12 protein-coding genes are annotated in these 15,555 nt (G+C 34.8%); 11 read left to right on the top strand and 1 reads right to left on the bottom strand.

Going from position 1 to position 15,555, the window contains the following annotated elements:
• Positions 1-111 precede the first annotated feature (111 nt).
• The 10 genes from AC3WSK_RS11930 (at position 112) to AC3WSK_RS11885 (ending at position 13,591) form a co-directional block, all read left to right on the top strand.
• Complete coding sequence (locus AC3WSK_RS11930) at positions 112-2,211, top strand: Z1 domain-containing protein (protein WP_492412438.1); 2,100 nt, start codon at positions 112-114, stop codon at positions 2,209-2,211.
• 140 nt (positions 2,212-2,351) lie between these two features.
• On the top strand, positions 2,352-3,233 hold the full coding sequence (locus AC3WSK_RS11925; RefSeq protein WP_079561405.1) for a tyrosine-type recombinase/integrase: 882 nt from the start codon (positions 2,352-2,354) through the stop codon (positions 3,231-3,233).
• A gap of 288 nt (positions 3,234-3,521) precedes the next feature.
• Positions 3,522-4,970 (top strand): hypothetical protein, encoded by a 1,449-nt coding sequence (locus AC3WSK_RS11920; protein WP_079561406.1) that lies wholly within the window; start codon positions 3,522-3,524, stop codon positions 4,968-4,970.
• A gap of 234 nt (positions 4,971-5,204) precedes the next feature.
• A complete protein-coding gene (locus tag AC3WSK_RS11915; protein WP_079561407.1) occupies positions 5,205-5,591 on the top strand; it encodes a hypothetical protein in 387 nt (128 codons plus the stop codon).
• 493 nt (positions 5,592-6,084) lie between these two features.
• Positions 6,085-6,420 carry a MerR family transcriptional regulator gene (locus AC3WSK_RS11910; protein ID WP_170938958.1) on the top strand — a complete coding sequence of 112 codons (336 nt, stop codon included), beginning with the start codon at positions 6,085-6,087 and terminating at the stop codon, positions 6,418-6,420.
• 66 nt (positions 6,421-6,486) lie between these two features.
• The gene (locus AC3WSK_RS11905; RefSeq protein ID WP_079561409.1) at positions 6,487-7,986 is read left to right on the top strand and encodes a type I restriction-modification system subunit M; all 1,500 of its coding nucleotides are present in this window, start codon (positions 6,487-6,489) and stop codon (positions 7,984-7,986) included.
• Positions 7,979-9,295: a restriction endonuclease subunit S gene (locus tag AC3WSK_RS11900; protein ID WP_139376967.1), complete on the top strand. Its 1,317-nt coding sequence runs from the start codon at positions 7,979-7,981 to the stop codon at positions 9,293-9,295. The genes AC3WSK_RS11905 and AC3WSK_RS11900 overlap by 8 nt, the downstream gene beginning before the upstream one ends.
• 22 nt (positions 9,296-9,317) lie before the next feature.
• A complete protein-coding gene (locus AC3WSK_RS11895) occupies positions 9,318-9,773 on the top strand; it encodes a hypothetical protein (RefSeq protein WP_079561411.1) in 456 nt (151 codons plus the stop codon).
• 118 nt (positions 9,774-9,891) lie between these two features.
• Positions 9,892-10,674 (top strand): abortive infection family protein, encoded by a 783-nt coding sequence (locus AC3WSK_RS11890; protein ID WP_492412434.1) that lies wholly within the window; start codon positions 9,892-9,894, stop codon positions 10,672-10,674.
• The gene (locus AC3WSK_RS11885) at positions 10,652-13,591 is read left to right on the top strand and encodes a type I restriction endonuclease subunit R (protein WP_492412432.1); all 2,940 of its coding nucleotides are present in this window, start codon (positions 10,652-10,654) and stop codon (positions 13,589-13,591) included. The genes AC3WSK_RS11890 and AC3WSK_RS11885 overlap by 23 nt, the downstream gene beginning before the upstream one ends.
• Before the next feature lie 72 nt (positions 13,592-13,663).
• On the opposite strand, the gene AC3WSK_RS11880 is transcribed toward AC3WSK_RS11885, so the two are convergent.
• Positions 13,664-14,386, bottom strand: a complete 723-nt coding sequence (locus AC3WSK_RS11880) for a M48 family metallopeptidase (RefSeq protein WP_170938959.1) — start codon at positions 14,384-14,386, stop codon at positions 13,664-13,666.
• 125 nt (positions 14,387-14,511) lie between these two features.
• On the opposite strand from AC3WSK_RS11880, the gene AC3WSK_RS11875 reads away from it, so the two are divergent.
• Positions 14,512-14,790, top strand: a complete 279-nt coding sequence (locus tag AC3WSK_RS11875; protein WP_079561415.1) for a hypothetical protein — start codon at positions 14,512-14,514, stop codon at positions 14,788-14,790.
• Positions 14,791-15,555: the final 765 nt, after the last annotated feature.

Here is a 15,555-nt window from a genome sequence, read left to right as displayed (position 1 = left end):
AAATCAGCCTACTTGAAAGAGTGAGTAATAAAAATAAACTTGCAAAGACGAAACATATGTTCTGATACAATATATAGAATTTTCGAAATAAAGAAGTATTTGGAGGTAAATTTGGAGTTATATAGAGGGGCTTTGGAAAAGTATCCATATTTAAAAGAATTAGATCCAATTATTAATGAAATATTTTTGAAGGTAATCAATTCAGGCAAGAGATCAGTTTTGCTACAAGGATATGTACAAAGTGGGAAGACAGGAGCTTACTTAGCTTTAGTTGCAAAAATGATAGATGAAGGATATAAAAAAATCTTTATTATTACAAAGAGCTCACTAAGTTTAGCGTGGCAGACAGAAAAGCGTGTTTTGAATTTTTTTGAAGATGATGAAAATTCCATCGATGTGTTAAATATCAAGGATGATTTTAAGAATCTTACAGACTATGAAATTGAGCGGACTAGTATTTTTATATTGAAAAAACACGAAAAGGATTTTGAGAAGCTTCAAAAGATGATTATCGATCATCCTAAAATTCGTACACAAAAGTCGTTAATTATAGATGACGAAAGTGACTTTGCTAGCGTGGGATATAAAATGGGAAAGAATTCCGAAGATAGTTATAGGAGAATTTGTGGTGAAATTTTAAAGTTACGAAATTTATTGCCGCGGGCTAATTACTTATCTGTAACAGCAACCCCCTATGTGCTTTATCTTTCACGTAATTGGATGATTAGACCGAGTTCGACCATTCTTTTACCTGCACATAAAAACTATTTTGGTGGAGAATTTCTTTTCATCTCTCAAGAAAAAACAGCTAAGTCTATTCGAGAAAACTATGTGCAGCAAGAGGAATTTGATAAGGTGCTGGATCAAAAAACAGATCAATATAGAAATTATATTCACCAGTTTCCAATGTTGACTAAAGCGTTAATTAATTTTATTTTAGGCGGACTAATTAGAAACAAACAATCTAATAGTAAGAATCCTATTCATTATTCGATGCTAGTGCATATTGATACTCAGAAAGACGGACATAACAGGCAAAAAAGACTGTTAATGAAACTAATTGAAATCATTCTTCTCAAAATGAAACAACAAGATGCAAGTATTATGTTGTTAATAGAAGAATGCTATGGGAATTTACAAGCAACAAGTAGTGAGAGTGTTGACATACCGCTCCTTGAAACTTTACTAGAACCATTTATAGAAGGGTTAGCTAAACAAACTAAAATAAATATTATGAACAGTGATTATCACGGCCAAATCCCAACTGATTCTGAGGGGAATATAAAAAATCCTGTGCCATTTTCTATTTTCATAGGAGCGTATGCAATAGATCGTGGGGTGACATTCAATAAACTTATTTCCTTTGTATTCGGACGACCAACAAAAGTACCTTCAATGGACAGCGCGTTACAGCAACTCCGAATATTCGGAGCAAGGTCTAAAGAAGATTTAAATGTTACGAGGGTATATGCTTTAGAATCTACTGTAGAAAATTGGATTCAAATTTGTGAATTAGAAGAAAAAATCCGTGACAATCTTGAAATTATGGAAGCAGCGCAGCAATTGGCTCAAAAATCAGAGTATGCAAAAAGAATTGTAAATGTTTTGCCCGCTCCGCCGAAAGGAATTAGATTCGGGGCTAAACAAAAGATTGAAGGGACTCAAATAAAAATGAAACCATATTCAAGACTTTTACCGACACATTTTACAACTTCAAGTGATGAGGAGGTTGTGAAGGGAGTTATGGAAGAACTAAATCAATATATTACTAGTTTAGAACATTGTTATACTACGGAGTTATTAGAAGGAAAATATCCGTTTATTACAGTTAATACCGCAGAAGCTATTGAACTGATTGAGAAAAGTTACTCAACACTTGTAGCTTTAGATGGACGGGAAATAAATACATTTGAGCAGTGCCTATTTGTTTTGTTAATGATGAAGAAACAGGGGAAAGATAAAGTTCATCTTTATGTGAGATACAATCGTGACCGAAAAGCTATTCGTAGGGATGGTAAATTTGATAGCGCTCCTGATAGTGGGGTCAATGGTGATTATGCTATAGCTAAGAAAATAGGAATCAATTATCCAGTTCTAACGCTACTTCATCAAAATGGTTCAGTTGAAAATGGTTTTAACGATTGCCCATTTTTCTGGCCGATTCTGACGCTACCCCAAAACCTCGAATATGATTTAGTCTCTCTAAAATAATTTTGAAACTCGATAGCCTATAAAAAGGTTATTGAGTTTTTTTGAAGGATTATCAAATTTTAAAATTAATAAAAAGATAGTTCAACTTATGAAAAACTTCCTTTTCATAAGCTAGAAAATTATAATTTAGGAGTGTTTTTATGGAAGCGGTATCTAAAGTTTTAGAATTAAAAAATATTATGGAGAATCGTGAAGTCGATTTTGCGATTTTGCAGCAAGAGAAGAAAACAAAGGAAATGTATAAAGGTGATTATAATCGATTTTTGAAATATTGTATGAAAGAGAATAGGGAGCCTTCATTTGAATCGTTAGAGAAATATTTGTATAGAACAGTGACAAAAGATCTGTTGAAGCTTAGCACATTTAATCGGCGGGCCGCTGGTATTACATATTACTTATTAAATGAGCTAAATCATACATTGACAAATGATCAACTAAAGAGAATCCAACTGATTCGTCAAATGTATGACAATGAAGAATATCGTGATCAAAAGCTAATGAGAGGGCAATCCGCACAACCTAAAGAAGAAATAATGCATCTGATTGAAAAATTAGATGTGCGTGCAAAAGCTATTTGTTTATTTAATTTAGTTACTGCCAGTCGGCCAAGTGAAATGATTACTGTTCAACTGAAGCATATAAATTTAGAGAAGCGGGAAGTTAGTGTTTATATACAAAAACAAAAAGTGTGGAAAATAAAAAGGTTAACATTACAATGTGCGCTAGTAATTAAAGAATACATAGCTGCATTTAATTTAATGAGTGAAGATTATTTAGTCGGCAGGGTGAACCGTTATCAGCAATATACGAGTGTGAAAATTTCGGATGTAGCCTATCGAGAATCTATAAAAAAATGGTTAGGATTCGCACCATACACGTTAAGAAAAACACAGATAAGTGCAATGCACGAAGCTGGTGCGGATCTTGCTACTATTGCAAAGCAAAGCGGACATAAATCACTTCAAACAATCAATGAACATTATCTTGAAGTGAATAATACAACAATAGATAAGTATCTTTAAAAATTAGATTAACCTCATTGTTGATAAGAATACGTAGGAATGTAATATAAAAGAATTCAGTTAACAGGGGTAAGAAAAGCCATTTTGTATCGTTATATTAAGCAAGAGACGTGTTCGGGATTTGATAGAATTACAAAATCTTTTAAGAAAATCACTTAGTTTAACTAAAGTGATTTTCTTTTTTTTTGTTAAAAAATCTCTCATTTATTCATTAGTCTCCTCATAGCCCTTGAAAAATTTCTCTCAAAAAGAATATAAGTACTTCGATTATTTTTTTGGAGGAAAGCAATGAAAAATATAGAACAAATCGAAAATGAATTAGGGTTGGAAGTGACTGCTTATATTCGAGATATGAGCTCTGAAACCGAAAGGGTATTTTTATCTCCGATAGAAATTAAGCTCAATACATATCAAGCGATTAGTGTTGAGAAGTTGGAAGTAAAGGAGACACTATATCACAGAAATCTTATTGCGCATTATAAAAATTCTAAAAGTTTAGAGCCTCACCGCAAAAGATTAGGGAAAAGTATTACTCAAGTAAAAGCTATGAAATTACTATATAGAGATTACTTTGATTATCACAAATCTGAAAAACAAAAAAAGAAATCGCTCTATGCTTTTCTATTTCCAAGAGATAAGCAAGGCGTGATTGATCAAACAAATAAGAAATATGTATCAACTATCGACAATTTATTGAAGGAGGTTAAAAAAAATGACTGTTTTACACCCGCACTCTTTTACGATAACCGTTCATATATAAAAGAAAACCTTTCATTAATGTCTGCAATCGTATTTGATTTCGATTTATTAGCAAAAAAAATAGTAATGACCAAAGAAGAGGTTTTTTACTTTGTGAAAGATAAATTAGGAGTAGAGCTATCAATTATTTGGGATACGAAAACAGATGGTAATTACGCGGGTGCTATTTTAATTGAAAGTATGTCTGGTAAACCTTTAAGTGTTCATTTGTATGAGCAAATTTTGAAAGAAATGTTATTGAAATTAGAGGGAATTGTAGATACTTCCTGTTTTACCGCTAACCACTTATTTTCTTTGCCTGTAAATTCAAAGAAAACTAACCGAGAAATACGTTTTTATAATAATCGAATTCATTCAATTGAAGATTTTCGATATTTATTAAATGAACGGGATAAACGTCGTGAAATGGAGGGAGAGAGCAGTTCGATTAGTATGAGCAATCTTTTAGATCATCCAGCAATTAGTGCTCTTTATAACGGTGAGGTAACGGGCTATAGAAATAATGCCGCATTTACCCTAGCATTAGTTTTTAAAACCTTGCATAAATCTGAACAAGAGTGTATGGATTATATGCACTCTAAATGGTATTACAATGTTCAAAATGGCTTTGATCATAAATTTACAAAGAATGAACTAACAAAATGTATTCGCCACGCATATTCCTTGCGATATAAGTCTTTTCACTCAGATTATGTTGAAATCGTTACAGGTCTTCGCTGTAATATTGTCCGTGTCTCCACTTACCAACCTACCGGCAAGCATAGACTAGGGAATGAACATAAGCTACGGTTGTTTTTCCAAGAAAGAGGGTCTATTAATAGTAATGTTTCGGAATTAGTACAACTAACAGGAATTAAAACTCGAACTTTAGAAGGCTTATTAAAGAAACTTAAGGAGAGTGGAGAATTGCAATATGAAACGAAGCGTGGGCGAGGCTTGAAGACATTGTATGTTTATAATCATTATTTAGCAGCATAAGCAGCTAAATTTAGTTGCTTTTTGGTATTTATTGCATTATAAAATCCGCACTTTTCGCATTACCATATGTATTGCACAGCAAAAATCCTATTAAAGTTAGGGGCATATAAATAAATTTAAAAAAAGATTGCTAACCTCTTGAAAATCTATCTTTCTAAAGAAGATAATGACTGCGTAAAATTATAGAACAGTAAAATTAGGTTCTGTAGAGATTAGAACAAGGGAGCATATAGAATGAGTGAGGTTATGAAAAGTGGCGTGTATTTCAAGTCAGAGGAACATTCAAAGGATGCAAAGAAAATCATTAATCGAATGGGATTTAGATATTTGGAGGAAAACGTCGAGTATGGTGTATATGCTTATTTAGTTTCAGCGACAGGGAAAGGAAGTGTATTTTGTGAATGTATTGATCCAGTAGGAAACATTAATTTCTCTAGGTGGGAAGAATATATGAGAGATTATGCAACTACTGAAATTGCTCTTATCGAATTCGGATTTCAACTTTATAATGGCAATACAGGTGGCTATGCATTTGCTAAAACAATTTATGGAATGGATAGAGAGAATTTAAAGGTTATAAGGTCCGCTTTAAATCTATATTTAGGTTGGGATACATATTAAATGACTGATACCGAAAGTGCCTTTTATACTTAATCATTTCGTTCTAGATTATGAAAGATGGGATATATATAACCAAACGATTTAACAACCGCTTCTTCTACAAAGCTATAGGAGACTAAGTGATTACAGGTGGCTAGTTAAAATAAGCAAGCGCTGTAAAAATAGGAAAGCCATTCTGAAGGATGAGGAATCGTATAATGCGCAAGTCTGTATAATTGAGTTGTATGTACAACGTAATGTTTTCACAAGTTTGGAGAAAGACGCGGGTATGACCCGGAAAGGTTGAGGTTAATCTTCAAGCTGAAGTTGAATAAGCGGGATGCAAAAACAAGTAACAATTCACTTAACTGGAGAGTTGTGAATGCGAAACGAGTATATGGGTAAACCCGACTGCTCGTTTTTCTTTGATAAGTGCTATGGGAAAACTAAGATTTCTAATTGTATTTTCTAGAGTGCTGAGTATAGTGCTATGCAGTTAGGGGGGAGGTTAACAATGAAAGAAAAATTAAAAGTAACTAGCTTAGTAGCTCAAGAGCTTAATCTAAACGAAACAACACTTAGAAAATATGCGAAATTACTGGAGGACTTTAATTATCCGATATTAAGAAATTCACAAGGTCAGCGACTATACAGTGAAGAAAATATAGAAAAGTTAAAAGAATTTCAAGAGCTGATTAGTGACAAGGGCTTCACGTTAATAAAGGCTGCTGAACTAGTAACCGTTGAATATCGTCAAGATAATTTAGAGGTAGTAGTTGAGCGCTTAAATGATCGAGTAGCTACACTAGAAAAAGTAATTGCTACAATTGAGAATAAGGTTGAAAATTAAACCTTTGAATTCTAAGTCATAAACAAAGATAATAAAAGAAAACAATATAATTTTAGGAGAATATAAATGTCACAATTAACATTACAACAACTTGAGTCACATTTGTGGAAATCAGCGGATATTCTGCGTGGATCAGTGAACTCTAATTCATATAAAAACTACATATTCGGATTGCTTTTTCTAAAGCGTACGAGTGACGTTTTTGAGGAGCAGCGTGAAAGCATCCTAACTCAGTACGGTGAAGAAATCGGCCAACAGCTTGCTGAGATTCCAACTAATTATCAATTCTTTGTACCTGAAGCTGCGCGCTGGGAAAATGTACGTAAAGTTGCGACAAATATTGGTGCAGCAATCAACATCGCCTTTGAAGCATTAGAAAATGAAAATGCGACATTAACTAATGTATTAACACCAATTGACTTTAATAACAAAGAAGTACTTACTGATGAAACATTACAAAAGCTTCTACAACATTTCTCACAATTAGATTTACGCAATGAAAGCTTATCAGAGCCTGATATGCTTGGTCGCGCGTATGAGTATTTAATTAAAATGTTCGCCGATGATGCAGGACAAAAAGGTGGAGAATTCTACACACCATCAAAGGTTGTAGAATTAATCGTTAATTTAATTAAGCCTACAGAAGGTATGCGAGTATATGATCCGACGTGTGGTTCGGGAGGTATGCTGATTCAATCGGTGGATTATGTAAAGGAGAAAGGTGGTAATCCACAGTCTTTATCACTTTACGGACAAGAGAAAAATTTAGATACTTGGGCGATTGCAAAGATGAACTTGCTACTTCATAACTTACCGGATCACCGCATTGAAAAGGGCGATACACTGCGTAATCCAAAATTAGTAGATGAAGGGGAATTAATGCTATTTGACCGCGTAATCGCTAATCCACCGTTTTCGTTAAAAGAGTGGGGCGTTGAAGAAGCAAAAGCAGATACATTCGGACGCTATCAATACGGAATCCCACCAAAGTCGTACGGTGATTATGGATTCGTACAACATATGATTGCATCACTTAATAGCAACGGTGTAGCTGGTGTTGTAATGCCACACGGAGTTCTTTTCCGAGGTGGTGCAGAAGGTAAAATCCGTAAAGCGTTACTAGAACAAGATTTGCTAGAAGCGGTCATTGGCTTACCGTCCAACTTATTCTATGGTACAGGTATTCCAGCAAGTATTTTAATCTTCAACCGCAATAAACCAGAAGTACGTAAAGGCAAAGTAAATATTATCGCTGCGGAAGCCGATTTCCAAGAAGGTAAAAACCAAAACACATTACGTGATCAAGACATCGAGAAAATTACAGCAACATTTGAAGCATATGAAGACGTTGAAAAATACGCACGTGTGGTGTCATTAGAAGAAATTAAAGATAATGACTACAATTTAAATATCACTCGCTATGTTGATAAATCAGAGGAAGAAGAACAGGTTGATATTAAGTCTGTGCTATCTGATATCCAAACAATTCAACAAAGTCGCACTGTCAACTCAGAAAAATTGAACGCTTTTTTAAAAGAGCTAGGGTTGGGTGATTGTATTGAATGAAGTACGTGAAGGATATAAAATGACCGTTCTTAATGAAATTCCGGTTGATTGGGAAGTAAAAAGGATAGAGGAAGTTTTTATTATTTCAGGTGGAATGTCTTTATCTAGAAGCCAAACCGGAGAAGGGGATGTATTTTATCTTCATTATGGAGATATCCATAAGAAAAGCCAATCAATTTTTGATTTGAATAAAGATAGTGAATGGGTTCCACTAATAAATTCTAAGGAAATAAAAATAAAAGAAAATGCAACTTTAGAGTCTGGTGATGTAGTATTTGCTGATGCATCAGAAGACTACGCAGATATCGGGAAAAATGTCGTTGTTAAATTGAGAGAAAAGGATAAGTTTATAGCGGGACTCCATACAATTTTTATTAGGGAAAAAGATTCTAAATTAGATTTAATATATAAAGCTTATTGTTTTAAGACAGAGATGGTTAAGAAACAAATTAAAGTATTAGCAACAGGAAGTACAGTTTTAGGAATATCTAAACCTAATTTAGGGAAAGTTACTTTCTTGCTTCCTCCAATTAAAGAACAGAAAAAAATTGCAGAAATACTTTCAACAGTTGATACACAAATCGAGCAAACAGAGCAGTTGATTGAAAAGACTAAGAAACTGAAAAAGGGCTTAATGCAGCAATTGCTGACGAAGGGGATTGGTCATAGTGAGCTTAAGGGAAGTGAGCTTGGTGAGATTCCTATAGAATGGGGGATTGTTGAGTTAGGTGAAATTTCTAGTGTAATCGACCCTCAACCAGATCATCGGGCACCGAAAATAGACCTAGAAGATGGTGTTCCATATTTAGGCATAGGTAATATCTCAGATGGTGGAGCATTAGATTTTAAAAATGCTAGAAGTGTAGAGCGAGCCGCTTTGGAAAAACAACAAGAGAGATTTACCATTGAAGATGGTGATATAGTTTTTGGTAAAATAGCTAGTTTAGGAAATCCAAAAAAATTAACATCCTTTATAAAAAGTAGGCCTTATGCTATCTCAGATAAGTTAGTGCTGATAAAAAGTGAATTTAAATCCATCTTATATTATATTTTAAAATCAAGCTATGTTGAAAAGCAAATTGATTTTCATAAGAATGGATCAACGAGGCTAACACTAGGTATACAAGATATAAGGAAATTTAAAATTGCTCTACCTTCAATAGAAGAACAAAAAAAAATCGCAGAAATTCTTTCGACAGTCGATGCTGAAATCGATAATTATGAGCAGGAAAAAGCAAAGTATGAAGAATTGAAGAAAGGTTTAATGCAGCAACTTTTAACAGGTAAGATTCGAGTAAAGGTAGATTAATTTCAGGAGAGTAAGCTTAGCTATGAATAATTTTCAAAGAATAGGTTCAGTCAGTAACGCCCATATTGGAAGAGAGTTTGAAGACATAGCATTAAACTATTTTAAGAAAAATAATATCCATCTTATTAAGGATGCTAGTTTACCAATTGGCATAAATGAAGTTAAAAAGAATCATAGATTCGATTTAGGTACTTCTCCCAACGTTGATAATAAAGTAATTGTAGAGTGTAAATCACATCGCTGGACTTCAGGTGATAATGTACCTAGTGCAAAGCTGACAGTGTGGAATGAAGCGATGTATTATTTCTATTTGGCACCTAACGGTTATAGGAAAATATTCTTTATCTTAAGGGACTTCAGTGTTAAAAGAAACGAAACACTAGGTGAATATTATGTACGAACATATAAGCATTTAATTCCGGAAGATGTTGAAATAATGGAATACGATTCAAAGGGTATGACGGTGAAAACATTATAAGATTTTATTTGAGTTAAAGGATCGCCCCGTGCGGTCCTTTTTTTATTCAATGGTTTACTTCCAAAGATTTTAAATGTTCTGTATGATAATGGTAATAAGTGTTTACTGAGGTGAATGTATGTCTAATGTTTATGAAGATTTATTGATAGATATTGAACGATTTATTATGAATATAATAGGTAGTATTACAAATGACCCAATGGATTCCGATTTTGATTATACACTTGAAAGAAAGAAACTTTTTGAGAATCCTTTAACAAACGATTTAGTACCGACTTTTATAAAAACTTGCCGTACATCTGAATCACTTTGGGCTTTTGTTAAGGCTAAAATAAGTACATATGCTGAAAGAAGAGCATTCGTGCGTAGTGAGTTTAAAGAAATGGTAGACAAAATCGAGCAGCTACAATTTAATAATGTTTCAGTAAAGGTAGAGTCTCTTCTAACGATAGGTAATGAGTTTAATTATATTCAGATAACTTGGGAAAAAGCAAAATCAAAAGTAGAAATTGATCCGGAAGGTGCAATTACTAATGCTAGGACATTATTAGAGAGTTGTTTGAAATATGTCTTAGATTCTTTAAATGTAGCTTATAAGGACAATGGAGATTTAAATATATTATATAAAAGTGCACGAAAAGAGCTGAATTTATCGCCAGATCAGCATTCGGAAGATGATTTCGTTAAGGTTCTTAGTGGATGTACCTCAATTGTTGGGGGATTAGCGGGGATCAGAAATGATTATGGTGATGCTCACGGTAAAAAAATTATACATTATAAACCTGCTCCTAGACACGCTCGATTAGTAGTAAATTTAGCAGGTGCAATGAGTGAGTTTATTATTGATACTTATTTATTGAAGTATGCCGGGAAAAGAGATGAAAATAGTGTCACAGTATGAATATACAAAAGTAGAACTCCCTTTTATTGAAAGTTTAAAAGAATACGGTTATACACATTTCACAGGGGCCCAATTAGACACAGAAAGAGGTCAAAACCAGGTTTTATTAGAAAACCGCTTCCGTTCGGCTTTGAAACGATTAAATCCTTGGATATCAGACACAAATTTGGAGAGGGTTATTCATCAGTTTAGCGCTATTACAACAGCTGATCTGTGGGAAGCCAATAAGCAAGTATTTGATTGGTTGTTCGGTGAGGGTATTACGGTGGACCAAGACCTAGGATTAGGTAAGAAGGGGCAAACTATTCGTTTATTTAATTTTGATGAACCAACAAGTGAAGACAATGAGTACTTGGTTGTGAATCAAATGACAATTACGAATGCGAATGGTTCAATTCGTCCTGACATTTTAATTTTTGTAAATGGCCTGCCGCTTGTCATTGTGGAGTGTAAAAGTCCGAAGTTACAGCCCGAGAAACAACTGCCAGAGTGCGTAAAGCAGTTTGAGCGTTATATAGAAACTAATGAAAAGCTGTTTTTTTATAATCAGTTAATGGTTGCAACTAGTCGAGATCGTGCACGTGTTGGGACCTTATTTGCAAAAGCGCAGCACTATGGTCTATGGACAGATCCATATCCAATGCATCTTGATGCAGTTGGTTCAGATCGTCCACAAGACATTCTGATTGCCGGTATTCTCCGCAAGGAAGTATTACTAAACTTGTTAAATAACTATATCGTTTATGACGGCAAAGTGAAGAAGTTTGCACGATATCAGCAATACCGCGCTGTGGAAAAAGCGATTGATCGTATTATATCCAATAAGAAACCGGCAATGCGCGGCGGTGTTGTATGGCATACACAAGGATCGGGAAAGTCTCTTACGATGGTATACTTAGCAAAAAAACTACGCAGAATGCCAAAGCTTGAAAATCCGATGATTGTCATCGTGACAGATCGTGAAGATTTAGATAATCAAATTACAGAAACGTTCCAAGCGTGTGGTTTCCCAAATCCAAACCAAGCAGAATCGGTTAAGGATTTAAAGTTCCAGCTTTCTAAAGGGCAAGGTACAACAGTTATGACGCTTATTCATAAATTCCAAGCACGTGAAGATGAAAAGTTTCCGATTATTTCAGAAGCGGAAAATATTATTGTAATGACAGATGAATCGCATCGTTCTCAATATAAAGGATTAGCACTGAATATGCGTAAAGCATTGCCGAATGCAACTTTTATAGGTTTTACAGGAACTCCTATAAATAAAAAAGATAAATCGACAACAGGGAAGTTCGGTTCGTATATTGATGAATACACGATTGACCGCGCAGTAAAAGATGGGGCAACAGTACCCATCTTCTATGAATCACGCCTACCAAATCTTCATATGCAGGGCGAGACACTAGATGAACTATTTACACGTAGCTTCCACGAATACGATGACGATGCAAAAGAGAGAATTAAAGATAAGTATGTAAATAAAGAGCTTATTCTAACTGCTCCTGATCGTATGCGTGACATAGCGCTCGATATCGTGAAGCATTTCGAAGAAAAGATTTTAATCAATGGATACAAAGCACAAGTAGTAGCAATTTCTAGACGCGCAGCAGCGATGTATAAAGATTTGATTGATAAGTTTTCAAATGGGGCATTTGAAATAGCGGTCATATTCTCTGAGGGCCAGAATGATACCGATGAACTGCTTAAGAAGTATAAGACATCGAAAGAGGAAGAAAAGGCTCTTATTAAGCGTTTTAAGAAGCCATTTAGTGAAGATAAACTTGCGATGCTCATTGTTTGTGACAAGTTATTAACGGGCTTTGATGCTCCTATAGAGCAAGTGATGTATTTGGACAAGCCATTGAAGGAGCATAACTTATTACAAGCGATTGCACGTACGAATCGTCGATATGACGAGCATAAAACATATGGATTGATTGTTGATTATTTCGGTGTTTCCCGCTTCTTAGACGAAGCGTTAGAGGTATTTAGTGAGAGCGATGTGAAAGGGGCGCTTGTTTCAATTGACGCAGAATTGCCCCGCTTGGAACAACGTCATCGCAGCGTAATGCGTTTCTTTGATGGCTTGAAGCGGGATGAACAAGAGCGTGCAGTACTTCGTTTGAAAGAAGAAGACATACGTGCTCAGTTTGATATTGCTTATAAGAAGTTTGCTCAAAGTATGGACCGTGTCTTGCCAGACCCGAAAGCAGAACGGTTTATCGGTGATTTAAAGTGGGTAAGTGTCATCCGTCAATTGGCGCGTTCTCGCTATGCCGTTGTTGACGGTATGGACATTTCAGATTGTGGTGAGAAGGTTCGTCAGATCGTTCACGACTACATTCATACAAGTGGTATCGAAGTAAGAGATCCAATTGCTATTTTAGATGGAAACTTTAAAAATGAACTAGAGAAGCATACATTGCCTGAATCGAAGGCTGCTGAAATGGAGCACGCTATTAAACGTGAAATCTCGGTACGTATGGATGAAGACCCTGTATTTTATAAGTCTTTAAAAGAAAAAGTAGAGGAACTAATTGAGCGGTTAAAAGCTGAGCAAATCACGATTTTCGAGCTGTTAGATGAATATGAGATGTTGCGTGGCAAGATCGTTGAAAAAGTTGCTGGTAAAACAGAAAGTGGTTTATCCGTATACGAGGAGCCTTACTATAACAAGCTTGTTGAAATATGCGAATCACGATCGGAATATGAACTCAAAGATATCGCTAAGGGAATTCATCAATTTATCGGACAAAACGTTGCAATAATTACTGACTGGACGAAGAAAACTGACTTTAAACGCCAATTAAATTCAAAGGTTCTAATGCAGCTTGTAGAGCAGGGAATGTCTGTGCAAGAAGCGGGTATGTTGACAGGGTATTTTATGGCGTTGGCTGAGAAGCAATACGGAAATTAATATAAAAAGAAGGGACATTTACAAATAGATGACCCTTCTTTTTATTGAACATAGCTTTATTAAAAACTCTTTCTAGACCTCTAATTTACGTCCATTCAAACGCAACCATTCCTTCGAGTTCTCATATTCTGGGTAAATCATCTGCAATGTTTCCCAATAGGCTGGCGAATGATCTAGATGTTTCAAGTGAGCTAATTCGTGAGCAATGACATAATCCACAATTGGCATAGGAGCTAAAAATATTTTCCAATTTAAAATTATGTTGCCGCTAGCAGTACAGCTTCCCCAGCGTTGTTGTTGATCTTTAATCTTAATGGATTTTGCTTTAAGGGTTGACTGTCTTTCAAACTGCTTCACACGTTCCATAGCAATGTTCTCTGCCTTCTTCATTACCCATTCTTTATAAAGGGGATATAGTATTTCTCTATGATGTTCTACAGTAATAGTAGTAGGTATCGTTACGATAAACTTACCTTGTTTAAAAATGAGTGCTGCTGTTGGGACGTTATCTTTATTAATCTTTAAACGATAATGACGCCCTAGATAAGGCAACTTCTCCCCAGCCTGAAATTGAAGTTTCTCTTCATAATCATAGATTTCTTCAAAGTCCGCTAATTGTTTTATAATCCAAGTCGCTTTTTTCTGGAGTATTTCCTCTATGCGCGATGGCGCTGTATTTGAAGGGGCAATAATAGTTATTCCCTTTTCTGATACCTGAATGCTCATTGTTTTACGTTTACTGCTGTACTTTACTGAATAAGAAATAACAGTATTTCCGTATATCATATGCTGCATTATTGTCATTCCTCCATAATTTGTTTTTGCTCAGATAAAGTACTTTCTATACCTGTTATTTTAACAAAAATAAATTGGATTAAGTGTTATATTAATAATAACTTTGAATGAAAAGGAGTAGAGCATTGAGAGAAGAATGGGTAGAAGTTGATATAGAGAAGTATTACAGCAAACGTTTTAGTTCAAAAGGAGAAGCTTTATCTGGAAAAGAACTGAAGGATGCTACAGAGAAGTTATTCAATCAAATTGAAGATTTTATGAAAGAGATGGAAGGGCAAGAGCATCATAAGTATTTTGATAATCAAGTGCTCTTTCCAGTCATTGAATGGCTGTCAGATGACACTGATATTCCATTAAAGGTTTGGTATGAACAAAAAATACAAGAGCTAGAGCAAGAAGAATAATGTAGTATATGGTTGTCTATTCTCTCTAATTTTGAATAGTTTTTGTAAAAGCGCGGTGAATCTTGCGCTTTTTTTAGATGAAAGATTGAAAATTAAAGGTTTGAAAAAATATAATCTCTATGACATTTGAAAAATAGGGAAAAGTTTAAAAAAATAGGTGCGGCTTAAGAAGCAGGTTACATATTTGAATTTGTGCGAGTAAGTATACAATGTAAAACGTGGCATAACTTTGCATTATGTTACATAACAAATAGAGCAAAAGTGTAGTTTTTTTATGCTTTTTCTCCGTTTTTTGTTGTTAACTCAATAAATGAAATGCCCTTCGCAGTATAATCATTCCATTTCAAGTGGGAAAAGTAAGTACACTTGAAAATTCACGCTGTTTTCAAGTGGGAAAAGTGAGTACACTTGAAGATTCACTCTGTTTTTAAGTGGGAAAAGTGAGTACACTTGAAGATTCACTCCGTTTTCAAGAGGGAAAAGTGGGTACACTTGAAGATTCACTCCGTTTTTTAAGTGGGAAAAGTGAGTACACTTGAAGATTCACTCCGTTTTCAAGAGGGAAAAGTGGGTACACTTGAAGATTCACTCCGTTTTTTAAGTGGGAAAAGTGAGTACACTTGAAGATTCACTCCGTTTTCAAGAGGGAAAAGTGGGTACACTTGAAGATTCACTCCGTTTTTTAAGTGGGAAAAGTGAGTACACTTGAAGATTCACTCCGTTTTCAAGAGGGAAAAGTGGGTACACTTGAAGATTCACTCCGTT

The sequence above is a fragment of the Lysinibacillus sp. EB271-A1-10B genome, assembly GCF_058791335.1.
The sequence above is the reverse complement of the archived record's forward strand: the minus strand, read 5'-3'. Positions and strand labels throughout refer to the sequence as shown.